At 59.1% G+C, this 22,934-nt stretch carries 19 protein-coding genes and 3 tRNA genes; 15 read left to right on the top strand and 7 right to left on the bottom strand.

The genetic code is table 11. The annotated features are described in order from the left end of the window. Positions 1 to 100 precede the first annotated feature (100 nt). Together LRS06_RS09770 and LRS06_RS09765 are read right to left on the bottom strand one after the other, a co-directional pair. Positions 101 to 1,213 (bottom strand): acyl-CoA desaturase, encoded by a 1,113-nt coding sequence (locus LRS06_RS09770; RefSeq protein ID WP_257871320.1) that lies wholly within the window; start codon positions 1,211 to 1,213, stop codon positions 101 to 103. 266 nt (positions 1,214 to 1,479) lie between these two features. After that, positions 1,480 to 1,552 (bottom strand) — tRNA-Phe (locus LRS06_RS09765). A gap of 166 nt (positions 1,553 to 1,718) precedes the next feature. On the opposite strand from LRS06_RS09765, the gene LRS06_RS09760 reads away from it, so the two are divergent. From LRS06_RS09760 to LRS06_RS09740, 5 genes are all read left to right on the top strand, one after another. Beyond that, on the top strand, positions 1,719 to 3,092 hold the full coding sequence (locus LRS06_RS09760) for a (Fe-S)-binding protein (RefSeq protein WP_257871319.1): 1,374 nt from the start codon (positions 1,719 to 1,721) through the stop codon (positions 3,090 to 3,092). A gap of 161 nt (positions 3,093 to 3,253) precedes the next feature. After that, positions 3,254 to 4,108 (top strand): (Fe-S)-binding protein, encoded by an 855-nt coding sequence (locus LRS06_RS09755; RefSeq protein ID WP_185890103.1) that lies wholly within the window; start codon positions 3,254 to 3,256, stop codon positions 4,106 to 4,108. Positions 4,109 to 4,304: 196 nt separating this feature from the next. Continuing rightward, complete coding sequence (locus LRS06_RS09750; RefSeq protein ID WP_257871318.1) at positions 4,305 to 4,811, top strand: hypothetical protein; 507 nt, start codon at positions 4,305 to 4,307, stop codon at positions 4,809 to 4,811. A gap of 101 nt (positions 4,812 to 4,912) precedes the next feature. Further along, positions 4,913 to 6,856 (top strand): OmpA family protein, encoded by a 1,944-nt coding sequence (locus tag LRS06_RS09745; RefSeq protein WP_257871317.1) that lies wholly within the window; start codon positions 4,913 to 4,915, stop codon positions 6,854 to 6,856. 196 nt (positions 6,857 to 7,052) lie between these two features. After that, positions 7,053 to 8,216, top strand: a complete 1,164-nt coding sequence (locus LRS06_RS09740) for a DUF4476 domain-containing protein (protein ID WP_257871316.1) — start codon at positions 7,053 to 7,055, stop codon at positions 8,214 to 8,216. A 70-nt stretch (positions 8,217 to 8,286) separates the two neighbouring features. Here LRS06_RS09740 and LRS06_RS09735 read toward each other — a convergent pair whose 3' ends face one another. Continuing rightward, complete coding sequence (locus LRS06_RS09735) at positions 8,287 to 8,754, bottom strand: DUF4293 domain-containing protein (RefSeq protein WP_257871315.1); 468 nt, start codon at positions 8,752 to 8,754, stop codon at positions 8,287 to 8,289. A 91-nt stretch (positions 8,755 to 8,845) separates the two neighbouring features. Here LRS06_RS09735 and LRS06_RS09730 point away from each other — a divergent pair, with 91 nt between their 5' ends. The 4 genes from LRS06_RS09730 to LRS06_RS09715 all read left to right on the top strand — a co-directional run bounded on the left by LRS06_RS09730 (position 8,846) and on the right by LRS06_RS09715 (position 13,494). Next, positions 8,846 to 10,048, top strand: coding sequence for an acetyl-CoA C-acyltransferase (locus LRS06_RS09730; RefSeq protein ID WP_257871314.1), 1,203 nt, complete (start codon positions 8,846 to 8,848; stop codon positions 10,046 to 10,048). 113 nt (positions 10,049 to 10,161) lie between these two features. After that, a complete protein-coding gene (truA, locus tag LRS06_RS09725; protein ID WP_257871313.1) occupies positions 10,162 to 10,953 on the top strand; it encodes a tRNA pseudouridine(38-40) synthase TruA in 792 nt (263 codons plus the stop codon). Positions 10,954 to 11,177: 224 nt separating this feature from the next. Continuing rightward, positions 11,178 to 12,950 carry an ABC transporter ATP-binding protein gene (locus tag LRS06_RS09720; RefSeq protein ID WP_257871312.1) on the top strand — a complete coding sequence of 591 codons (1,773 nt, stop codon included), beginning with the start codon at positions 11,178 to 11,180 and terminating at the stop codon, positions 12,948 to 12,950. Positions 12,951 to 12,969: 19 nt separating this feature from the next. Further along, entirely contained in the window at positions 12,970 to 13,494 is a 525-nt protein-coding gene (locus LRS06_RS09715) for a hypothetical protein (RefSeq protein ID WP_257871311.1), read from the top strand. Between the two features lie 66 nt (positions 13,495 to 13,560). On the opposite strand, the gene LRS06_RS09710 is transcribed toward LRS06_RS09715, so the two are convergent. The 3 genes from LRS06_RS09710 to LRS06_RS09700 all read right to left on the bottom strand — a co-directional run bounded on the left by LRS06_RS09710 (position 13,561) and on the right by LRS06_RS09700 (position 14,643). Beyond that, positions 13,561 to 14,220 carry an outer membrane beta-barrel protein gene (locus tag LRS06_RS09710; protein WP_257871310.1) on the bottom strand — a complete coding sequence of 220 codons (660 nt, stop codon included), beginning with the start codon at positions 14,218 to 14,220 and terminating at the stop codon, positions 13,561 to 13,563. 186 nt (positions 14,221 to 14,406) lie between these two features. Further along, positions 14,407 to 14,480, bottom strand: a tRNA-Pro gene (locus LRS06_RS09705). Positions 14,481 to 14,569: 89 nt separating this feature from the next. Further along, positions 14,570 to 14,643, bottom strand: a tRNA-Pro gene (locus LRS06_RS09700). Positions 14,644 to 14,859: 216 nt separating this feature from the next. On the opposite strand from LRS06_RS09700, the gene LRS06_RS09695 reads away from it, so the two are divergent. Together LRS06_RS09695 and LRS06_RS09690 are read left to right on the top strand one after the other, a co-directional pair. Further along, entirely contained in the window at positions 14,860 to 15,393 is a 534-nt protein-coding gene (locus tag LRS06_RS09695) for a T9SS type A sorting domain-containing protein (RefSeq protein ID WP_257871309.1), read from the top strand. Positions 15,394 to 15,472: 79 nt separating this feature from the next. After that, a complete protein-coding gene (locus LRS06_RS09690) occupies positions 15,473 to 16,618 on the top strand; it encodes an FAD-binding oxidoreductase (protein ID WP_257871308.1) in 1,146 nt (381 codons plus the stop codon). An 82-nt stretch (positions 16,619 to 16,700) separates the two neighbouring features. Here the strand turns inward: LRS06_RS09690 and LRS06_RS09685 are convergent, their stop codons facing one another. Continuing rightward, positions 16,701 to 18,491 carry an ABC transporter ATP-binding protein gene (locus LRS06_RS09685; RefSeq protein WP_257871307.1) on the bottom strand — a complete coding sequence of 597 codons (1,791 nt, stop codon included), beginning with the start codon at positions 18,489 to 18,491 and terminating at the stop codon, positions 16,701 to 16,703. A gap of 309 nt (positions 18,492 to 18,800) precedes the next feature. Here LRS06_RS09685 and LRS06_RS09680 point away from each other — a divergent pair, with 309 nt between their 5' ends. From LRS06_RS09680 to LRS06_RS09665, 4 genes are all read left to right on the top strand, one after another. Then, positions 18,801 to 19,892, top strand: coding sequence for a Glu/Leu/Phe/Val dehydrogenase dimerization domain-containing protein (locus LRS06_RS09680; RefSeq protein WP_257871306.1), 1,092 nt, complete (start codon positions 18,801 to 18,803; stop codon positions 19,890 to 19,892). A 117-nt stretch (positions 19,893 to 20,009) separates the two neighbouring features. Beyond that, entirely contained in the window at positions 20,010 to 21,194 is a 1,185-nt protein-coding gene (nusB, locus tag LRS06_RS09675) for a transcription antitermination factor NusB (RefSeq protein ID WP_257871305.1), read from the top strand. A gap of 130 nt (positions 21,195 to 21,324) precedes the next feature. Further along, positions 21,325 to 21,639: a YtxH domain-containing protein gene (locus LRS06_RS09670; protein ID WP_196955492.1), complete on the top strand. Its 315-nt coding sequence runs from the start codon at positions 21,325 to 21,327 to the stop codon at positions 21,637 to 21,639. Positions 21,640 to 21,759: 120 nt separating this feature from the next. Then, entirely contained in the window at positions 21,760 to 22,764 is a 1,005-nt protein-coding gene (locus LRS06_RS09665) for an isocitrate/isopropylmalate dehydrogenase family protein (RefSeq protein WP_257871304.1), read from the top strand. Positions 22,765 to 22,934 lie beyond the last annotated feature (170 nt).

Raw genomic sequence — 22,934 nt, 5'->3', positions numbered from 1 at the left:
AATAGGTTTCCTGTGCTTACGCCCGCCGGGAGGCATAGTTAACGTCGAGCTTACTTCTGCCTTATGATATCAGAATCAGATACCGCTTTCTGAAGTCAGCTTAAGCGTAGGCCCGCACTTTTTCCAGCGCATAGGCTTCCTTGCCCAGCTTGCGCAGCACGCGGTAGTGGGAGCGGAGGGCGGTGAAAAAGGTCCGGTTTTCCAGGTAAGGCAAGCCAAACTCGTGGGCCGTCTGCTTCACGATGCCCGAAATGGCCGGGTAGTGGATATGGCAGATTTTCGGGAACAGATGGTGCTCGATCTGCTGGTTGAGGCCGCCGCAGAGGAAATGCGCCAGCGGACTGGTAGTGGAGAAATTGGCCGTGGTGCGCATCTGGTGAGCGGCCCAGGCTTCGCGCATGTCGCCGGTTTCGTCGGGCACCGGAAACTCCGTGCCCTCTACCACGTGCGCCAGCTGGAATACCAGTCCCAGCACCAGACCTTCTACGAAGTGCATCAGCAGAAAGCCCAGCACGAACTGCCACCACGTAATATCGAGCACCACCAGCGGCAGCACAATGAAGAGCACGTAGTAAAGAGCTTTGTAAAAAAACAGGTTGAAATACTCCTGACGCGGGTGCTTTCGGTTGTCGTGCTGGCCGATCTTTTCCTTGAAGAACTTCAGGTAGTCCTTGCGCAAAACCCACGAGAGCGAGGCCAGCCCGTACAGGAAAAACGCGTAGAGGTGCTGGTAGCGTTGCACCCGGTTCACAGGCTCGTCCTCCGACAGCCGCACCAGGCCTGGGGCTACTTCAATGTCCTCGTCGTGACCCGGAATGTTGGTGTAGGTGTGGTGCACCACGTTGTGCGTGATGCTCCACATGTAAGGATTGGCCCCAATAAGGTTGAAGAGCAGGCTGAAAACTTTATTTACCCGCTTGTCGGCCGAGAAGGAGCCGTGAATGGCGTCGTGGCACACATTGAAGCCGATAAAGGCGCTGAACGCGCCCAACAGCCCCGCCAGCAGCGCCATACCACCCAGCCCGAATTGCCCGGAAATAAGCAGCGCATAAAAAACCACGAAGCTAGTCAGGTAGAACGCCGTTTTGGCCCACATAGCGCCGTTGGCGTGCTTGGAAAGGCTATTGGCCTGAAAATGAGCATCTACCCGCTGGCGTACCGTGGCGAAAAAAGCAGATTGGGTGGTGTTGGTGAATCGAACTTGCTGAGCCATGTGGAGAGTAAGGTGCAGTACAGCAGCGCAGGCCACTCATCCACAAAATTGCGAAGATGTCGTTGCCAAGTGGCAACATATAACTCTTCAACCGAAACCCGACAGGAATAGTACCCGGCCGGAAAAAGAATTTCCGGCGACATCCGGCAGGTTCACCCGTTTTGGACGGGCAGATCCACGAAAAAAAGCCGCGGAGACAGAATAGCCGGGTTTGTACGGAAGAAATAAAAAAGCCCTCTTTGCAGGCTGCAAAGAGGGCTTTCCGGTGGTAATGGTTGGAATCGAACCAACGACACCAGCATTTTCAGTGCTGTGCTCTACCAACTGAGCTACATTACCATCTTCCCGCAAAAGGCCCGTATGACCGTTGGGGAGCACAAAAGTAGCAAACCAATTTCAACCTGCAAGCCGTAGGGTAAAAAAATCTTTCCGGCCGGAAAAAGACAGGATTTATTATGCATACCGAGTATATTTCGGCCTAAACCCCAAACCTACCCATTTCTCCGTGCACTTTTCTATTCAAAACATCCTCTTCCTGCTGGTGGCGGTGGCGGGCTTCGGCCTGTTTGCCTGGCAAGCGCGGAAGATTCGGGCCAATATCCTCGTCGGGCGCGACCGGGACATGAGCGGCCACGTGAATGAGCGGCTGTGGAAAACCCTGCTGGTGGCCTTCGGGCAGCAGAAAATGTTCAAGCGCCTCACGCCGGCCATTCTGCACCTCATCGTGTATATTGGCTTTATCGTCATCAACATCGAAGTCATCGAGATATTGATTGACGGTATTTTCGGCACGCACCGGGTGCTGAGCTTCCTGGGGCCGCTGTACTCACTGCTCACCGGCACCAATGAGGTGTTAGGCGCGCTGGTGGTACTGGCCGTGGCGGCGTTGTGGTGGCGCCGTAATGTAAAAGGCGTACGTCGGTTTACCGGCCCGGAAATGCGCGCCTGGCCCCGGCTTGATGCCAACGTCATTCTCTACATCGAAGTGGTACTGATGGCGGCCTTGTTCCTGATGAATGCCGCCGACCTGAAGCTGCACGGCGCCAGCTTGCCCGGCGCTTTTCCCATCAGCCAGTTTCTCACGGGTCTGCTACCCGACAGCCCTACGGCCCTGCACGTGCTGGAGCGCGTGGGCTGGTGGGCGCACATCGTGGGCATTCTGCTATTTCTGAATTACCTGCCTTCGTCCAAGCACTTTCACATCATCATGGCCTTCCCGAACGTTTACTACTCCCGGCTGGTGCCGCAGGGGCAGTTCTCGAACGTGGACAGTATCACCCACGAGGTGAAGGCTATGATGGACCCCACCTACCAGGTGCCCGCCCCCGCCACGGAGCCCGATGGCTCCGCCGCCGCGCCTACTCCCTTCGGGGCTAAGGATGTGAACGACCTGGCCTGGACCAACCTGCTGAACGCCTACTCCTGCACCGAGTGTGGCCGCTGCACTTCAGTTTGCCCGGCCAACATCACCGGCAAGCTGCTTTCTCCGCGCAAAATCATCATGGACACGCGCGACAGGGTAGAGGAGAAGTACAACTCACCGCTGATTTTCAACCCCAACCTCTACGGCAAGGAAGCCAAGCACGACCCGCAGGAACAGCTGGACCGCGAAAACCACACCCTGCTGCGCGGCTACGTGACACCTGAGGAGCTCTGGGCCTGCACTACCTGCAACGCCTGCGTGGAAGCCTGCCCGGTGAACATTAACCCGCTGGAAAGCATTGTGGAAATGCGCCGCTTCCTGGTGCTGGAAGAGTCGGCCGCGCCCAACTCGCTCAACGTCATGTTCTCCAACATCGAAAATAACGGGGCGCCCTGGGCCTTCTCACCCTCGGACCGCTTCAACTGGGCCGACGACCTGTTCGTGGCGGAGAAGTAGTGAGTATTGGGTAATGAGTAGTGAGACATCTATGTTCTGATTGCTCTGCTTCACCCAAACCATTGCTGCTTCTCTTTTTCTCCTGTCTCAATACTCAATACCGACTACTCACTACTATAATGGCTGAATTAACTGCCAAGCGCCAAGTAAGTGTTCCGATGATGGCCGACCTGGCTGCCCGGGGCGAAACGCCGGAAATTCTGTTCTGGGTGGGCTGCGCCGGCGCCTTCGACGACCGTTACAAGCGCGTGACGCGGGCTTTCGTGCGCATTCTGGAGCACGTGGGCGTGAACTACGCGGTGCTGGGTATGGAAGAAAGCTGCACCGGCGACCCGGCCAAGCGCGCCGGCAACGAATTCCTGTTTCAGATGCAGGCCATGCAGAACATTACTACCCTCAATGGCTACGGCATCAAGAAGGTGGTAACGGCCTGCCCGCACTGCTTCAACACCATCAAGAACGAGTACCCCGCGCTGGGCGGCGAGTACGAGGTGATTCACCACAGTACTTTCCTGCAGCAGCTCATCAACGAGGGCAAGGTGAAGGCCGAGGGCGGGGAGTCGTTCAAGGGCCGCCGCATCACCTTTCACGACTCCTGCTACCTGGGCCGCGCCAACAACATCTACGAGGCACCCCGCGCCGTGCTGGAAGTGCTGGACGCCGACCTACTGGAAATGAAGCGCTGCAAAACCAATGGCCTCTGCTGCGGAGCCGGCGGCGCCCAGATGTGGAAAGAGCCCGAGCCCGGCAAAAAAGACATCAACGTGGAACGCGCCGAGGAAGCCCTGGCCACCCTGGACGGCGACGCCGATGTGCTGCTGAACCTGCAGGGCGTGGAAAGCACCGCCCCGGTGCTGCCCGCTGGCTCCAACCGCGGCGGCAGCGTCATTGCCGTAGCCTGCCCGTTCTGCATGACCATGATGGCCGACGGCGTGAAAAACAAAGAGCGGGAGTCGGACGTGCAGGTGTTCGACCTGGCCGAGCTGATTGCCTCCGCCGAAGGTCTGAATGCTTAATTATCAGTTGCGAGTTATGAGTTGCCAGTTGATAGAGCTTTGGCAACTCGCAACTCATAACAGCCAACCGAATAACAGCCCCGCGTCGGAACTTCCGGGCGGGGCTGTTTATTTGTAGTAAGATAGGTGTTTTGGCGGGCAGCTTACTGGCCGCTTATCTGTCACATCCGTTTCTCATCCGTAAAATCTGAAGTCCGTGTACGTTCCCTTCGACCAGTTGCCTGCTTCGGCGCGCGTGTGGATTTATCAGGCCAGCCGGCCCTTCACGGAGGCTGAAATAGTGGACATGCAGCCAGCCTTGCGGCAGTTCGCCCAGGAGTGGACCAGCCACGGCCGCACCCTGGCCGCCTCCGCCGAAGTCCTGCACCGGCAGTTTCTGGTTATCGGGCTGGACGAGGCCGTAGCCGATGCCAGTGGCTGTTCCATTGATGCCTCCGTGCGCTTTGTGCGCGAACTGGAAGAACTGCTGGACGTTCAGCTCCTGGATAAGGCCCGGCTGGCATTTCTGGTGGCCGGCGAAGTGCAGCTGCTGGACCGGCTGGCTCTGCGCGGCGCCGTGGCGGAGGGCCACCTGAAACCCGATACTCCCTACTTCAACAACACCGTGGCCACCTGCGCCGAGCTGCGCGAGCAGTGGCCCGCGCCGGCCCGCGCTACCTGGCTGGCCCGGTATTTCGCGGCGGCAGCAACCTCGCCAGCTTGAGCGCGGTACAATCCTGTCCAAACTGCTTATACTTGCTCGGCGGCGGCCAGCGTTACCTGCCTGAGCGGAAGCTTCAGCCCGACCTTTTTTCTTCTATTCCTATGCGGAAATTTCTAATCCTATGCGCAGCGGCCGGCACCACGGGGTGGCTGAGCGGCTGCAGCGCCTCGGACCAGCTCACCAAGGCCGACCGGCGTTTTGTGCGGGGCGAGTACGAGGAAGCCATTCCCCTGTACAAAGCCGACGTGAAAAAGGGCAAGCGCACCGCGTTTTCCAACTTCCGCATTGCGGAATCCTACCGCCTGTCCAACCGCATCGAGCAGGCCGAGGACTACTACAACTCGGCCATTGGCGGCGGGGTGAAATCCAATGACGCCAAGTTCTACTACGCCGAAGCCTTGAAAGCCAACGGCAAATACGAGGAAGCTACCACGCAGTTTGAAGCCTACGCCCAGAACGGAGCCAACGCCAAGCTGGTGCCCCGCGCCGAGCTGGAAGCCAAGAACACCAAACTGGTGCCCGAGCTGCTGGCTCAGCGCACCAACAACGAAGTGCAGGCCCTGGACTCGGTGAACTCGCCTTCTTCGGACTTTGGCGCTACTATCTTCCCTACCACCAAGGAGCTGGTGTTTGCCTCGGGCCGCGACGGCAAGAAGTACCTGGGCAACGGGGAAGGCTTCAACGACCTGTACGCCGTGACGCTGGCGGGCGAGCCGCAGCTGACCGGCGGCCGGTCCATCCGGCGCCTGGAGCCCGTTTTCAACACCGCCGACAAGCACGAGGCCAGCGCCACCTACTCGCCCGATGGCAAGACGATGGTGTTTGCCCGCTCCAACAACGGCACCAAGAAGCAGGCCAAGGAAGGCTACCAGAGCGTGGACTTGTTTGTGTCGTACTTCCGGGGAAATGAGTGGACGGAGCCGGTGCTGGCGCGGGGCCTCAACAGCAAAACCGCCGACGACTTCTCGCCCGCCTTCTCGCCCGACGGCCGCACGCTGTACTTTTCTTCCAGCCGCACCGGCGGCAGCGGGGGCAATGACCTTTATAAGACTACGCTGGAAGAAGGCAACCGCTTTTCCGCCCCCGAAAACCTGGGCGACAAAATCAACACGCCCGGCAACGAAAACTTTCCGGCAGTGGCCCCCGATGGTACGCTCTACTTCTCCTCTGATGGGCACCCCGGCCTGGGCCGGCTTGATATCTTCCGGGTAGAGAAGGGCGCGGTGAAAAACGTGGGCGCCCCCATCAATAGCACCGCCGACGACTTTGCGCCCTTCTTCACGGCCAAGGATGCGGGCGTGTTTTCCTCCAACCGCAGCGGCGGCAAGGGCTCCGATGACCTGTACCTGTTCCGCCGCAAGCCTCTTAAGCTGGTCACGCTCTTCGCCGACGGCACGCTGCTGGAAAAAGACTCCAAAACCGGCGAAACCAAGCCCCTGGCGGGCGAGGAGGTCGCGCTGCTGGGCCGCAACGGTCAGCGCTTGCAAACCACGCAGTCGGGTCCCGATGGCAAGTTCAGCTTCAAGCTGGATACGGCCAGCACCTATGCGCTGGTAGCCGACCGCACTGGCTACTTCACGGCCCGCCAGAGCCTGACCACCGTAGGCAAGGTGCCCACGCAGGATGAGCTGCCGGCCGCGCAGAACGACATCAAGCTGCCCGTGACACTCACCCTTGACAAGATTGTGGTGAACAAGGCCATTGTAGTCGAAAACATCTTCTACGACTACGACAAGTGGAACATCCGGCCCGATGCGGCTCTGGAGCTGGATAAGCTGGTGCAGACGCTGGTCGACAATCCCAAAATTACTATCGAGCTCAGCTCCCACACCGACTCCCGCGGCAAGGACGCTTACAACCTGAGCCTTTCGCAGAAGCGGGCGCAGTCGGCGGTGAACTACATTATCTCTAAGGGTATTGCTAAGAACCGCATTACGGCCAAAGGCTACGGCGAAACCCGGCCCGTGCTGAAAAATGCCCGCACCGAAGATGAGCACCAGCGCAACCGCCGCACCGAGTTTAAGGTGACGCGTATTTCGCAGTAACCTGCAGGATTTTTTCTTGAGCTGAAAACGGTCGATACGCTCTGTATCGGCCGTTTTTTATGAGCGTACCGGGAAGAACATGGGCGGAACAGGCGCGCGCTAACAGCCGGCCTAGTGAGAAAGTTCCGGGTTGGCATAATCCTTGGAAAAAGCTCCGGCAAGGGCCAGCTACATGGCCCGGCTTATCCGCTCTGCCATGAAAAAGGCCCTACTTCTCTGCTGCAGCTTCCTGCTATGGGCTGCGCAACTTCTCGCCGCCCCGGCCAACGTCAACTTTATTTCGGAGCGCGGGGTGCCCTTCAAGCTCATCTTTGATGGCAACCTGCTCACCCGCCGGGTGGCGCGGGAAGTGTACCTGGACCGGGTGCAGCCCGGCTCCCACTGGGCCGAGTTCCGGGTGCCGGCCGGTCGGGGCTACGTGAAGTATCGTACCCGCGTTTTTCTGGAAGCCGGCTACGAATCGAGCTACGTGCTGGTGACGCGCCAGGGCTACCCGCCCGTGTTGCGCAAAGCCTCGGCGGTGCCCATGCGGGGCCCATGGCGCCGTAACCCGCACTACAACGACTATCCCGGCCCCTACGGCAACCCCGACGCCGGCTACGACAGCCGCAACGACGACCGTGACGGCAGCTACGACAACCGCGACGACCGGCGCGATGACGACCGGCGCGATGATGACCGGCGCGACGACCGGGACGAGGACCGCCGCGACGACCGACGTCCTGACTACTCCGGCCGCTACCGCACTCTCATGAACGCCGCCGATGTGGATGCTCTGCTCCGCGTGCTGAAAACCAAGGCCTTCGACAAAGACAAGCTACCCATTGCCCAGGAAGCCCTGGCCCAGTCGGCCATCCGCACCCAGGAGCTGAAGCGCCTGCTGCGCGGCTTCGATTTTGAGAGTCAGCGCCTGGAAATGGCCAAGTACGCCTACGACCACGTGGCTGACCCCCAGAACTTCTACCAGGTGTATGAGCTGTTCAACTTCGACTCCAACGTGAAGGAGCTGCAGCAGTACAGCGCCCAGAGCCGCCCTGCCGACGACTACCGCAATAACTACCCCTCCGTGATGAAACCCCAGGAAGTAGAAGCCCTGGTGCGGGCTGCTGAGCGCAAGGCTTTCGATAAAGACAAGCTGGGCATTCTGCAGGATGGCTTATCCCGCGTTGCTCTGCGCACCGAGGACCTCAAGCGCCTGTTGCGGGTATTCAGCTTTGAAGACCAGCGGGTGGTGCTGGCCAAGTACGCCTACGGCCGGCTGATCGATCCGCAGAACTTCTACCAGGTATACGAGCTGTTCAGCTTTAGCTCAAACGTGAAGGAACTGCAGGAATACGTAAGCCAGCAGCCCCGCCGGTAGTTGACCACAAAACCTAAAAAAGAAAGGCCTCCCTGAACAAGGAAGCCTTTCTTTTTGTTTGGCTACTAAGCTACCGCAGCCGGTCCATGCTGCGCACCAGCTTCTCGTCGCGGCGGATAAAGCGGTTGGCCAGCACGTTGAGCAGCAGCGCCAGCGTGGGCAGGTAGAACCCTGCCTCGAAGGTGCCGGGTACTTTGATGTTGAGCAGCCGCTCCCCGATGCCGGAGTAGTAGAAACCCGCGCCGATGGTGCTCATGATGAGCAACAAGTTGAAGGTGCCGATCTGCTGCTGACGGAGGCGGTTGCGGAATTGAAATATTTCAAACACGGCCACGGCCGCCGCCGCTACGGCCAGCGCCGCAATGGGCCAGGTGCTGGTAGCCGGCCCCTGGCCTTTGGTGAAGGCTAATTGGGTGGCCGTCAGCACCACTTCGTTGCCCGTGAGTGGGTCGGTTTTCGACCAGATGGGCAGAAAAACGACGCTCAGCATGGCCAGCGCCAGCAACAGAAGGAATACGCTTTGAATTCTTTGTATCATCTTTGTGGGTTGATTGAATCGACAGGGTCCCGGCCGCGCCGGGGCCGGCAAAAGTAGCCAACAACCACCGGAAAAACCGCATTTACCTTCCATGCCCCAAGCCTATATTGTGGACGCCGTCCGCACGCCGATTGGCAAATTCGGCGGCGCCCTGAGCAGCGTCCGCCCCGACGACATGGCCGCGCACGTGCTGCGCGAGCTGCTGCGCCGCAACCCCTCCGTAGATAAAGCCGCCATTGAAGACGTAATTATGGGCGCCGCCAACCAGGCCGGCGAAGACAACCGCAACGTGGCCCGCATGGCCGCGCTGCTGGCCGGTCTGCCCTTGTCAGTGGGCGGCAACACCGTAAACCGCCTGTGCGCCTCGGGCCTGCAAAGCATCATCGACGCCGCCCGGGCCATCAAGGCCGGAGAAGGCGACGTGTACCTGGCCGGCGGTGCCGAAAGCATGACGCGCGCGCCTTTTGTGGTGGCCAAGTCGTCCACCGCCTTTGCCCGCGACTTCACCGCCCACGACACCACTCTGGGCTGGCGCTTCGTGAACCCCAAGCTCTCGAAGCTGCACCACCCCTTTGCCATGGGCGAAACGGCCGAGAACGTGGCCAAGCGCTATGGCATCACCCGCCAGGAGCAGGACCAGTTTGCCTTCGACTCGCAGCTGAAGTACCAGCGCGCCAACGAGAAAGGCCGATTCCGCCGCGAAATCGTGCCCGTGTTCATCCACCAGCCTAAAGGTGATGCCGCCCTGTTCGACACCGACGAGGCCCCGCGCTTGTCGTCGCTGGAAAAGCTGGCCACCATCAAGCCTGCCTTCCAGCCCGTAGATGGCACCGTGACGGCCGGCAACTCGGCCGGTATCAACGATGGTGCCGCCGCCGTGCTACTGGTGAACGAAGACGCGCTGGAGCGCTTCAAGCTGAAGCCGATGGCCCGCGTGGTTTCCTCGGCCGTGGCCGGCGTTGACCCCGCCTACATGGGCATCGGGCCGGTGCCAGCTATTCAGAAAGTGCTGCAGCGCGCCGGCCTCACCCTGGACGACATCGACCTGATTGAGCTCAACGAAGCCTTTGCCGTGCAGAGCATTGCCTGCATCCGCGACCTGGGCCTGGATATGACCAAGGTAAACGTGAACGGCGGCTCCATTGCCATCGGGCACCCGCTGGGCTGCTCCGGAGCGCGCATCACGGCCACGCTGGTACACGAGATGCAGCGCCGTGAGGGTGTGCGCTACGGACTGGCTGCTATGTGCGTAGGCGTAGGGCAGGGCGCCGCCGTGATTTACGAGAAGGTATAAGGCGACTTGCGGCCTTACGTCAGCCAACAGGAGGGTAGTGGGGCCGCCCGGTCCGGCTACCCTCTTTCTGTCTGCTATCAGCCATATAGCCTTCAACTCTCAACCATTTACTTGTGCGCTACTTTCTTCATCTGGCCTACGATGGTACCCAGTACCATGGCTGGCAGATTCAGCCGGGCATGAGCACCGTGCAGCAGGAGCTGGACCGGCGCCTCTCGCAGGTGCTGCGCCAGCCGGTATACTGCCTGGGCAGCGGCCGTACCGACTCGGGCGTGCACGCCAGCCACCAGGTGGCGCACTTCGATGCCGACTTGCCCGAGAGCCTTGATCTGCCCACGCTGCTCTACCGCCTCAACCGGGCACTGCCCCCGGATATCCGGGTTCAGGCCGTGCATCCGGTGCCCGCCACGGCCCACGCCCGCTTCGATGCTACGGCCCGTACCTACCAGTACCACGTGCGCCTCGTGCCCGACCCGTTCAGCCCCGCGCACACGCTGTACCTGGACCGCGCCCCCGACGTGGAGGCTATGAACGAAGCCGCCGCTCACCTCGTGGGTGCCCACGACTTCACCAGCTTTTCGAAGGTGAAAGGCAGCGAAAAGCACTACCGCTGCCACTGCTACGAAGCGGGCTGGCACCGCGTGCCGGGCGGGCTGGTGTTTCAGATCCGCGCCAACCGCTTTGTGCGGGGCATGGTGCGGCTGGTAGTGGGCACGCTGCTGGATGTGGGCCGGGGCAAGCTCACGCCGGCGCAGTATGGCGAAGTCCTGCACAGCCTGCAGCGCGTACACGCCAGCGGCGCAGCTGCTGCCCAGGGCCTGTTCCTGTGCCGGGTAGAATATCCCGCCGAGCTGGTAGCCGGCGTGGCCCTGCCCGTAGGTTTGCCGTACTTTGCGGCAGGGTGACAGGTGATGGGGTGACAGGTAATACGTAACAGGTTGTCATTGCGAGGCGTAGCCGAAGCAATCCGTCCTGGACAACGTGCTGAACATCTTTAACCCAGAAATCTTTTGACCACCACGGTGAAGGGTTTGTCACATCTTTGTGCTTTGTGCGTTGCCCAGGACGGATTGCTTCCCTTCGCTCGCAATGACAGCGTTTCACCTGTTACCTCATTACCTAGCACTACATGGAGCAAACCACTACGGCCACTAAAACCGGCAATATCTTCGACTGGCAGGTGCTGCGCCGGCTGATGACGTACGTGCGGCCCTACCAGCGCATCTTCTACTTCCTGATTTTTCTGACCATTGCCACCGCTGCCCTGGGCACGCTGCGTCCTTTCCTCATTCAGCGGATGGTGGACGTGAGCATTGAGCAGGGCGACATGGTGGGCGTAAACAAGATGTTCGGGCTGCTGATTGTGCTGCTGGTGGCCCACACCCTGGTAAGCTACCTGCAGACGTACTTCGGCGGGTGGCTGGGCCAGTACATCGTGCGCGACATTCGGGTGGACCTCTACCGCCATATTCTGGATCTGCGCCTTAAATTCTTCGACCGCACACCCATCGGTCAGCTCGTGACGCGCAACATCTCCGACGTGGAAACCCTGTCCGACGTGTTCAGCGAAGGGCTGGCGGCCATGATTGGCGACATTCTGCAGCTGGTGTTCATCATGGCCTTCATGTTCTACATCGACTGGCGCCTGACGTTGGTGAGCCTGTCCGTGATTCCGCCGCTGCTGTTCAGCACGTACGTGTTCAAGGAGAAGGTAAAGAAGTCGTTCCAGGAAGTGCGCACAGCCGTGGCCAGCCTCAACTCCTTTGTGCAGGAGCACCTGACGGGCATGAACGTGGTGCAGATCTTCAACAACGAGCAGCGCGAGTTTCGCAAGTTCGAGAAGATCAACCGGGAGCACACCCGCGCCAACATCCGCTCGGTACTCTACTACAGCATCTACTTCCCGGTGGCCGAAGTGCTGGCGGCGGTAGGGGTGGGGCTGCTGGTGTGGTACGCGGCCCAGGGCCAGATTGAGGGCACCATCTCCAAGGGCGCCCTCATTGCCTTCATCATGTACAACGCGCTGTTCTTCCGCCCTATCCGCCAGATTGCCGACCGGTTCAATACCCTGCAGCTGGGCTTGGTGAGCACGGAGCGCCTGCTCAAGCTGCTGGACAGCAAAGAGCTGATTGCCGACAACGGCACCTACACGCCCGCCACCCTGCGCGGCGACGTGGAGTTCGACCACGTGTGGTTTGCCTACAACGAGGAAGAGTGGGTGCTGCGCGATATCAACTTCCAGGCCCAGGCCGGCCAGACGGTGGCCTTCGTGGGCGCTACGGGTGCGGGCAAAACCAGTATTATCAATCTGCTGAGTCGCTTCTACGAAATAAACCAAGGCACCATCCGCATCGACGGGCACGACCTGCGCGAGTACGACCTCAAGCACCTGCGCCGCCACATCGGGGTGGTACTTCAGGATGTGTTTCTGTTCGCGGGCACGATTCGGGACAACATCACCCTGGGCAACGCCGACATCACCGACGAGCAGATCTGGCAGGCCGCCGACCTGGTCGGCGCCCGGCGCTTTATTGAGCGCCTGCCCGGCGACCTCAGCTACCAGGTGATGGAGCGCGGCGCTACCCTCTCGGTAGGCCAGCGCCAGCTTATTTCCTTCGTGCGCGCCATGGTTTACCAGCCCCGCATCATCATCCTGGACGAGGCCACTTCCTCGGTTGACTCCGAGACGGAAGAGCTGATTCAGCAGGCCATTGAAAAGCTGATGCAGGGCCGCACGTCCCTCGTCATTGCCCATCGCCTGAGCACGATTCAGAAAGCCGACCGCATCATCGTGCTCGACCGGGGCGAAATCAAGGAAAGCGGCACCCACGAGGAACTGCTCCGCCTGGGTGGCTACTACACGCAGCTCTACCAGATGCAGTACAAAGATGCGTTGGCCTAATCACCCCTAACTTTGCTGAATGACTCGTTGGCTTTTTCTGCTTTTCCTCGGCGTAGCAGCCGTGGCGGCTGGTATCTACGCGTACCTGGGCGGCTTCCGTACGCCTAAGGTAACGCTGATAACTACTTCGCAACCCATATATCTGGCCGGCCGCTACTTCCAGGGGCGCGCCGATAGCAAGGAGTTTGGGCCGCTGTTTCGGCAGGCTCAGCAACTGCAGGAAAGCGGCCAGCTGCGCGGCGACCTGGGCAACGTGTACTACAATGACCCCGAAGCCGCTGGCGACACGGTAAAAGCCTTCGTCGGCTTGATTGTGGCCGATACCACTACCCAAACCCTGCCCAGCGGCTACCGCTATAGCACCTTCAATGGCGGCCAGCGCGTGGTGCGGGCGCGGGTAGAAGCCAGCTATATGGTAGCCCCCGACCGGCTTTATTCCGGCATCAAGCACTTTGCGGAAGCTCAGAAGATTAAGCTGGGCAAGGTATACGTAGAGCGTTTCCCGGCGCAGGGGCCAGTAGAGGTGCTGGCTTTGGTGAAGTAGGCCATATACCGAAGCAAGAAGGCCCGCTGGAATACTTTCCAGCGGGCCTTCGCGTTGTAAATTGGCTTAACGGCCTAGATAGCAAGAAATGCCAATCTGGAGTTGACTAAGCCCAAGATTTAAGCCGAGAGAGTTGCTTTTTGACTTTCTGCGAACTTCAGTATTGGTATTATAATAATGTTCTTCTAAACTACTATGTGTATAGTATGCGCCGCCGATTGAGGCTTCTATCCCCACCTTCGGGCTAGGAAAATAGACGATACCTGGAGTGATATGGGTAGAGAAACTATTGCCTCTGTTACTGTTATTTATTCCCGTTGACTCATTTTCTTGCCATTCTCTAGTGTAGTTGACTCCAGTAGTGAGAGTTAACGCTACCGGATCAGCAATAAATTTATAATAACGTGCAAAAGGACCTGTACTAAAACTCTTAAAACGAATTTCACTCTTGCCATCTGGATAGTTAATTGTCGACTTACTAGCGTTAAAGCCAGTTGATATCCCCAGTAAAATGTTCTCTCTTATAAATACACCGCCCTGTGGATAGATACCAAATGATCGGGAAGACGTTGTAGTTTTAGGACTGCTAATTTGTTCTTCAGTATGCGAGTTATTTTGGAAGTAATTAATCCTTCCACCCACCATAATCGTTTTGACTGGGATTTGCGCATGGGTAGCTGTTAGCGAAAGGCTTACAATTGCCACGCTTAAGAAAAGTTTTTTCATAGCTCAGAAAGGGCGTGAAAGGTTAGACACCGCTCACGTTCCAACTATCCTGCCATTTTCTAGATGATGTTCTAGTTTTCGTCGAAAAAGTTCCAAAAACGGAAAATATCTTTTTCCAGAGTTTGAAAACGCAAACCGCCCGCTGAACCTGGTTCAGCGGGCGGTTTGGGCAAGAGAGTAGCAGTGTCGGGGTGGCAGGATTCGAACCTACGGCCTCGTCGTCCCGAACGACGCGCGCTACCGGGCTGCGCTACACCCCGCTAGGGAAAGCGGGCAGTTACTCTCTTCTTCTGCCGAAAAAAGCCTCCGGGTGGGGTTCCCAGAGGCTTTTCGGACAGTAATTCTTCGGTCGGAGTGGCAGGATTCGAACCTACGACCTCCAGCACCCCATGCTGGCGCGATACCAGGCTACGCTACACCCCGAGGAATTGAGTTGCAAATGTAAGCGGCTTTTCAGTAGAATCGCAACGTTTGGCGGTAGAAAATTCACCAAAGCTACCGGCTATATACACTCTGGGCTGAAAATCAGGTGGATGGCTTGGTGAAAAAAACAGCTTTCCTGGCGTGGTTTATGCAATGCAACTAGAGAAAATCGTATTTTTACCGTTGGCTTGTCCGCTTGCTTTTCCCAAGTTCCTTATGAAGCTTTTCTCCTCTCTTTTGGCTGTATTGCTGGTTTCTGCGAGTGCCCAGCTGGCTACGGCTCAAACCAAGCCCGCCGCTAAACCCGCCGCCAAGGCCCCCGCTGCTAAAGTTGCCGCCAAACCGGCGGTAGCCGGAGCCAAGCCTGCCGTAAAGCCTGCGGCCCCGAAACCGGCCGTTGCCGCCAAGCCCCTTGCTGCCGGGGCCAAGGCTGCGCCGGCCGAAGCCGCCCCCGAGCCGCCCGCGCTGATCAGTGATAAGCTGGCACCGGCCGCGCCCAATAGCACCACGCTGAAGGTACGCCTTGAAAATAACCCTATTACCAAGCGGATGCAGGTGCGCACCAACGCTAACGGCCCCACCCGCGTGGAAGTGAATGATGAGGCCGGCCGCCCCGTAGTAACGAGCGACCTGGTATCGGGCGACGACGTAGCCACCATCGACGTGAGCAACCTGCCCGCGGGCTACTACATCATCAAATGCACCTCCGGAGAGCGTACGGGCATGAAGCGCGTGATGCTGGGCAAATAGCCAACGGCAAGCTCTCGAAAACTTTAAAGCCCGCGAATTCCGGTTCGCGGGCTTTTTTTATGCTGATATCTTCGGGGCTATGATAGCAGGCCAAAACTTTTCCTTCTGGGAGCGGCAGACGTTTCTGGGGCACTACGACGTGGTGATTGTGGGCGGTGGTATTGTGGGGTTGTCGGCGGCCATCTACACCCGGCAGTTGCGGCCCACGGCCCGGGTGTGCGTGCTGGAGCGCGACCTGCTGCCCAACGGCGCCAGCACCAAAAATGCCGGGTTTGCCTGTTTCGGCAGCATCTCGGAACTGCTGGCTCAGGAGCAGAAAAATGGCACGGCCGCGCTGCTGCAGGTAGTGCAGGCCCGCTGGGAAGGCTTGGCGCGGCTGCGCAGCCTGCTCGGCGACGAGGTTATCGGGTATGAGGGCGTGGGCGGATTTGAGCTGTTTCGGCCCGAGGACAAAGACCTAGCCGAACGCAGCCTCAGCCACGTAGGCTACTACAACCAGCTACTGGCGCCCATCATTGGTACCAGGCAGATTTTCCGGGACGCCACCAGCCTTGTTGGGACTATGGGCCTGAACGGGGTAGAAACCATGCTGCAAAACACCGCCGAAGGCAGCCTGGATACCGGCCGGATGATGGAAGCTTTGTTGCGCCGGGCCTGGCAGGAAGGCGTGACAGTGCTGCACGGTTGCGCGGTTGAAGCCGTGAGCGGTGAGGCAACTGAAGTGCGGGTGCAAACCAACGCCGGACCCATTCGCGCCGGGCAGGTGCTGCTGGCTACCAACGCCTTCACCCGGCAGTTCTTCCCAAGTCTTGATGTAGCGCCCGGCCGCGGGCAGGTCCTGGTAACCGAGCCCATCAACAACCTGCAACTGCGCGGCACCTTTCACTACGATGAAGGCTACTATTATTTCCGGACGGTGGGCAACCGCGTACTGCTGGGTGGTGGCCGCAACCTCGATTTTGCCGCCGAAGTCACCACCGCACCCGGCCTGACCTCCCTTGTGCAGGAGCGGCTGGAGCAGCTGCTCCACCGCGTTATCCTGCCCGGCCAGCACCCCCGCATCGACTATCGTTGGAGCGGCGTCATGGCATTTGGTGAGGAGCTGGAGCCGATTATCAAGGAAGTCGAGCCCCACGTTTTCGTGGCCGCGCGCTGCAACGGAATGGGCTTGGCCATGGGAGCTGGCAGCGGCCACCGCGCTGCTTTGCTGATGTGCGGTTGCTAATGTGCGAATGTGGTTGAATGTGGGGAATGTGCTAATGATACGCCTTATTAGCACATTCCCCACATTCAACCACATTCGCACATTATAGAGGCGTTTCTTCGCTTTGCAGCTGCCGCTCGTAGAGGGCACGATAGAGGCCCTGCTCGTCTTGCATGAGCACCTCATGGGTGCCGTGCTGCACAATCTGGCCATCGTCGAGGACCAGGATTTCGTCGGCCAGCTTCACGGAGGAAACCCGGTGGGAGATGATGAGGCTGGTGCGGTTGTGCATGATGCGCTGCAGGCTGGCCAGAATGGCATTTTCGGTGTTCGTGTCCACCGCCGAAAGCGAATCGTCCAGAATCAGGATTTTGGGCTCCTTCACCAGGGCTCGGGCAATGCTCACGCGCTGCTTCTGGCCCCCGGAAAGCGTGATGCCCCGCTCGCCCACTTTGGTATCGTAGCCCTCGGGAAAGCGCAGGATGTTTTCGTGCACGTTGGCGTCCTTGGCGGCCTGCAGCATCCGGGCTTCGTCGGGCTGGTCGAGGCCGAAGTTGATGTTGTTGCGGATGGAGTCGGAAAACAGGAACACATCCTGGGGCACGTAGCCGATCTGCTCCCGCAACGAAGTCAGGGCAAAGTCGCGTACGTCGGCTTCGTCAATCCGGATGCTGCCCTCCGTCACGTCGAACAGGCGGCAGAGCAGCACGGCAATGGTGCTTTTGCCCGAGCCGGTGTTGCCGATGACGGCCAGCGTCTGGCCCGGCCGGATGCGGAACGACACATCTTTCAACGCCTGAATACCGGTGTCGGGATAGGTGAAGGAAACGTGGTCGAACACAATGTCACCCTGAATTTCCCGGGCCAGGTTCTGGCGCGACACGATGTCCGTGTGCTGGTGCAGAAACTCGTTGATGCGGGCCTGGGAAGCCTCCGCCCGCTGCACCAGCGACGAGGTCCAGCCCAGCGCCGTGACGGGCCAGGTGAGCAGGTTCACGTAAATCAGGAATTCGGCAATGCTGCCCGTGGTGATGGTGCCCCGGATAACTTCCTGGCCGCCTACCCACACGGTGATGATGGTGCTGAGGCCCACCAGAAACAAGATCAGCGGGAAAAACAGGGAGTTCACAAAGTTTAGACTCAGGGACTTCTGCTTGTAATCCTCGGAGGCCACCGCGAACTGCCGGTGCGAGTCCTCCTCCCGCACAAACGACTTCAGCACCCGAATACCCGAAAAGGCCTCCTGCACGAACGTCGTCATGCTGGCCAAAGAGCGTTGGATTTCGTCGGACTTCTTTTCAATCAGGTTGTTGACGTAGAAAATACTCACGCTCAGGACTGGCAGCGGCAGCAGCGTGTACAGCGTCAGCTTCACGTTCACCATCAGCATGAGCGGCACGATGAGCACGAACAGCACCACCAGCTGCAGAAAGTACATGATGGCCGGCCCGATGTACATGCGCACCCGGCCCACGTCCTCGGAAATGCGCGACATAAGGTCGCCGGTGCTGTGGCGGCGGTAGAACGCCAGCGGCAGGCTCTGGTAGTGCTGGTAGATTTCGTTTTTCTGGTCGTTTTCAACGAGGCGGCTCATCACAATGAGCGTCTGGCGCATGAAGAACAGGAAGATGCCGCGCAGCAGCGCCATGAGCACAATCAGCAGGCCGTAGAGCAGCACGTGGCGCCCAAACAGCTCGTACACAAAGCGCTGGGCCGGCGTGCCGGCGTACAAGTGGTACAGGTCGATGCCTTCGCCCACGAGGTCGAAGGCGTAGCGCACAATCTGGGCCGGGAAAATGGCCAGCAGCGTACTCAGCGCCACGAACAGCACCCCACCCAGGAAATGCCACTTGTAGCGAAACAGGTATTGGTTGGTAGAAGCTAGCGCGCGCACGACGGAGTAAGGTAAAGACAGAAAACCGCCGCGAGGCGTAACGGTTTGATAAAGGCCGGCAACGACCGGGACCGGAAAATGGGTTACTTTTGCACCCGAATTGGGACAGGGCCCAAACCAGCGCCAAAAGGGCGGACCGAAGCCGGGGAAAGACGTTCGTTACCCCGCCGTTTTCCGTACTACTGCTTTGGATGGTGCAACGTTCCGGCCCCGCCACTCGCCCGTTGTGCGGGCGGCGTCCCAAAGATAGTACCCACCGCTCCCACCACCCCCACATTTCCCACCCACCCTTTTATTTCTTCCCACCCCATGGTAGAAGTACAAACCCTGACCGATACGTCGGTCTTCGGCCAGATTGCCGAGCATCAGCATGAGCAAGTCGTGTTCTGCCACGACCAGGAAACGGGCCTGCGCGCCATCATTGGCATCCACAACACGGTGCTGGGCCCGGCCCTGGGCGGCACGCGCATGTGGCACTATGCTTCTGACGCCGAAGCCCTGAACGACGTGCTGCGCCTCTCGCGCGGCATGACCTACAAGGCCGCCATTTCGGGCCTGAACCTGGGCGGCGGCAAGGCCGTCATCATCGGCGACGCCAAAACGATGAAGACCGAAGGCCTGCTGCGCAAGTTTGGCCGCTTCGTGAAAAACCTGAACGGTAAGTACATCACCGCCGAGGATGTGAACATGACCACCAAGGACATGGAGTACATCCGGATGGAAACCAAGCACGTAGCCGGCCTGCCCGAAAGCATGGGCGGCAGCGGCGACCCGTCGCCGGTGACGGCCTACGGTACCTACATGGGCATGAAGGCCGCCGCCAAGAAACTATACGGCTCCGACTCTCTGGCCGGCAAGCGCATTGCCGTGCAGGGCGTGGGCCACGTGGGCACCTACCTGCTCGAATACCTGCAGAAAGAAGGTGCCAAGCTGGTGCTGACCGACTACTACGAAGACCGCGCCCTGGAAGCCGCCGCCCGCTTCGGCGCCCGCGCCGTGAGCCTCGACGAAATCTACGACCAGGAAGTTGACATCTACTCGCCCTGCGCCCTGGGCGCCACCATCAACGACGACACGATTGACCGGCTGAAGTGCCGCATCGTGGCCGGCTGCGCCAACAATCAGCTGAAGGACGAGGAAGTACATGGCCCCGGCCTGGTAGAGCGCGGCATCCTGTACGCCCCCGACTTCTTGATCAACGCTGGCGGCCTGATCAACGTGTACTCTGAGGTGATTGGCGGCAGCCGCCAGTCGGCCCTCACCCAAACCGAAAAAATATACGACTACACCCTGCAGGTTTTCCAGAAAGCCGAGCAGGAACAGTCGCACCCCCAACACGCTGCCATCCGGCAGGCCGAGGAGCGCATTGCCGCCCTCGGTAAGGTCAAATCAACCTATTAAAAAAGGGACTTAGGGTCTTGGGGACTTGGGGTCTTGGTTTTTTGTTCAGGAGTTTGAATGAAGCCGAACGACAACCAAGTCCCCAAGTCCCCAAGACCCTAAGACCCCCAACAACCCATGCTCAACCGTCGCACGCTCCGCATTAAGGTCATGCAGGCCCTGTACGCCTATCATCAGGCCGAGGGCTCGGATATGCTTTTGGCCATTGACCGCTTTGCGGATGACTTCGCGCCTGATCTGACTTCGCCCGAGCCCCAGGACCGCCGCGTGCTGCAGGGCCAGCGCAAGCTGGCCGAGGTGCAGTTCCGGGAGTGGTACAAAACAGGCGAGGAGCCCGAAGCCACCGACGACAAGGAGGTGAACGAGGCGGTGAGCGAGGCCATCAAGTTTTACCAGAAAAGCAAAGCCAAGGACGCCACCTTCTACGGCGGCCAGCTGGTGCACGCGGCCGAGAGCATCCACGACCAGTACATTCACCTGCTGAACGTGCCCTCGGCGCTGCTCCAGGTGTTTGAAGAAGAGAAAAGCCGGGAGTCGCGGCGCTATACGGCGCCTAAGGAAGCCCGCTTGGATACCACGCGCCTGGAAGAAAACCCCGTTTTTCAGAAGCTGGCCGACAACAAGCAGCTGCAGGACCTCACCATCCGCCGCCGCATGGACTGGAGCGGGCAGGAAGAAATGGAAGCCCTGCGTGAAGCCTGGCGCAACGAAATTCGGGCCGATGCCGAGGTGCACAGCTACCTGGCTTCCCCGGCCGGTGACTACGCCGCCGACCAGGAAATGCTGAAGTACCTCTTCAAGGAATACGTGTTCAAAGGCACTGCCATGCCCACCTTCCTGGAAGAAGACGACCTGAACTGGGAGGAAAACCGGCCCATCGTGAAAAGCCTGGTGCTGAAAACGGTGAAGATGCTGGACGAAGCCGCCACCGACGAGCTGGAGCTTATGTCGCTTTCGGCTAATTGGCAGGACGACAAGGAGTTCGCCGAAAGCCTCTATAAGCAGACGCTGGACGACGACGCTAAGTACGAAAAGCTCATTGCCGAATCGGTGCAGAACTGGGACGTGGAGCGCGTGGCCCTCATCGACAAGATTATCCTGAAGATGGCCCTGTGCGAAATGCATTTGTTCCGGGCTATTCCGGTGAAGGTGACCATCAACGAGTACATCGAAATCAGCAAGCTCTACAGCACACCCAAGAGCAAGCAGTTCGTGAACGGTATCCTGGATAAGCTGGCGCAGGATCTGACGGCCAGTGGCGCCATCCGTAAATCGGGCCGCGGGCTGCTGGACAACCAATAGCGGAATAGGGGAGAGTATGGTTCGTTTTCTATATTCACCCCCGATACTTCATCCGGCAGGTACCCAAACGCCGAGTTTTGCGTAGTACCACCTGTTCTCTTTCCCACCTCTGTACTCATCTTCCGCAACTATGGGTAGCAAAACCACTACCGGTCTTCTCTGCTTCGCTGGCGGCGCCCTCACCGGGGCCGTGCTCGGCATCTTGTACGCCCCCGAAAAAGGCCGCGAAACGCGCAGCTGGCTGAGCTATCAGCTGGAAAAATACCGCGAAACCCTGGCCGACCTTACCGAAAGCCTCGTGACCAGCCGCACCGATGTAGCGCCTTCCTCGGCCAAATCGGAAGGCCAGCGCGTGATTCGGGATGCCAAGGACAAGGCCGAGCAGCTGCTCGGCGACGTTGATCAGCTCATCAACCAAATCAACTCCCGGCGCTCCACACTGTAACCTGGAAATGTGTGGAATGTGAAAAATGTGCTGGAATGTGCCAGAGGGTGAAATATCCTTCTGGTAGCACATTCTCCACATTTTTCACATTTCGCACATTTCGCACATTTTCATACCAAGATGCATATCATCACCCTTATTCCTGGCGACGGCATTGGGCCGGAAATCACCAAAGCGGTAACGGACATTTTTGCGGCGGCGCAGGTACCCGTGCAGTGGGAAGAGCAGAACGCTGGCCAGACGACCTTCGACCAGTCGGGCGAGCTGATTCCGCAGGCATTGCTGACTTCGCTGGAGAAAAACCGCGTGGCCCTGAAAGGCCCCATCACTACGCCGGTAGGTAAGGGTTTTCGCAGCATCAACGTGACGCTGCGCCAGAAGTACGACCTGTACCAGAACGTGCGTCCCTCCAAAACCACGGATGGCATCGTGACGCGCTACGAGGGCATCGACCTGGTGCTGTTCCGCGAAAACACCGAGGGCCTGTATTCCGGCCTGGAAGTGTACGACGAGCGGCTGGGTATCGCCGACTCGTTTAACCGCATCACCAAGGAAGGCTCCCGCAAAATCTGCCGCGCGGCCTTTGCCTACGCTGCCAAGCACGGTCGCAAGAAGGTGACGCTGGCCCACAAAGCCAACATCCTGAAAATGGCTGGCACGCTGATGCTCAACGCCGGCAAAGAAGCCGCCAACGAGTTTCCGCACATCATCTTCGAGGATAAGATCATCGACAACATGTGCATGCAGCTGGTAAACAAGCCCGAGCAGTTTGACGTGGTGGTGACGACCAACCTGTTTGGCGACATTCTCTCCGACCTGTGCGCCGGGCTGGTAGGCGGTCTGGGCGTGGTAGCTGGTGCCAACATCGGCGACGACATGGCCATTTTTGAAGCCGTCCACGGCTCGGCCCCCGACATTGCCGGCCAGGGCAAAGCCAACCCCACCGCTCTGTTGCGCTCGGCTCTGATGATGCTGCACCACATTGGTGAGCATGAGCACGCCGACAAGCTGGAAAAAGCCCTGGAAATCACGCTGAAAGACAAAGAAAAATGCACTGGCGACCTGGGTGGCAAAGCCTCCACCAGCGAGTTTGCCCAGGCCATTATCGACAACCTCGGTAAGTAAGCGGTAGCGTAGTAGTTTGCTGTTGTCAGTTGTTTGTTGTCGGTAGTCAGCGTGCCTGTTAGGCAGCCTGCCTGCCGATAACAAGCAACTGACAACTCGTTTCTGGGTATTTGGTCAGCTACCTGTTTACGAGCGTCTGACAACTGACCCTAGGTAACTCGTTTTCGGCC

Source organism: Hymenobacter sp. J193 (genome assembly GCF_024700075.1).
In the GTDB taxonomy this organism is placed as follows: Bacteria; Bacteroidota; Bacteroidia; order Cytophagales; family Hymenobacteraceae; genus Hymenobacter.
Note: the sequence above shows the minus strand (reverse complement) of the source record. Positions and strands in the feature narration are given on the sequence as shown.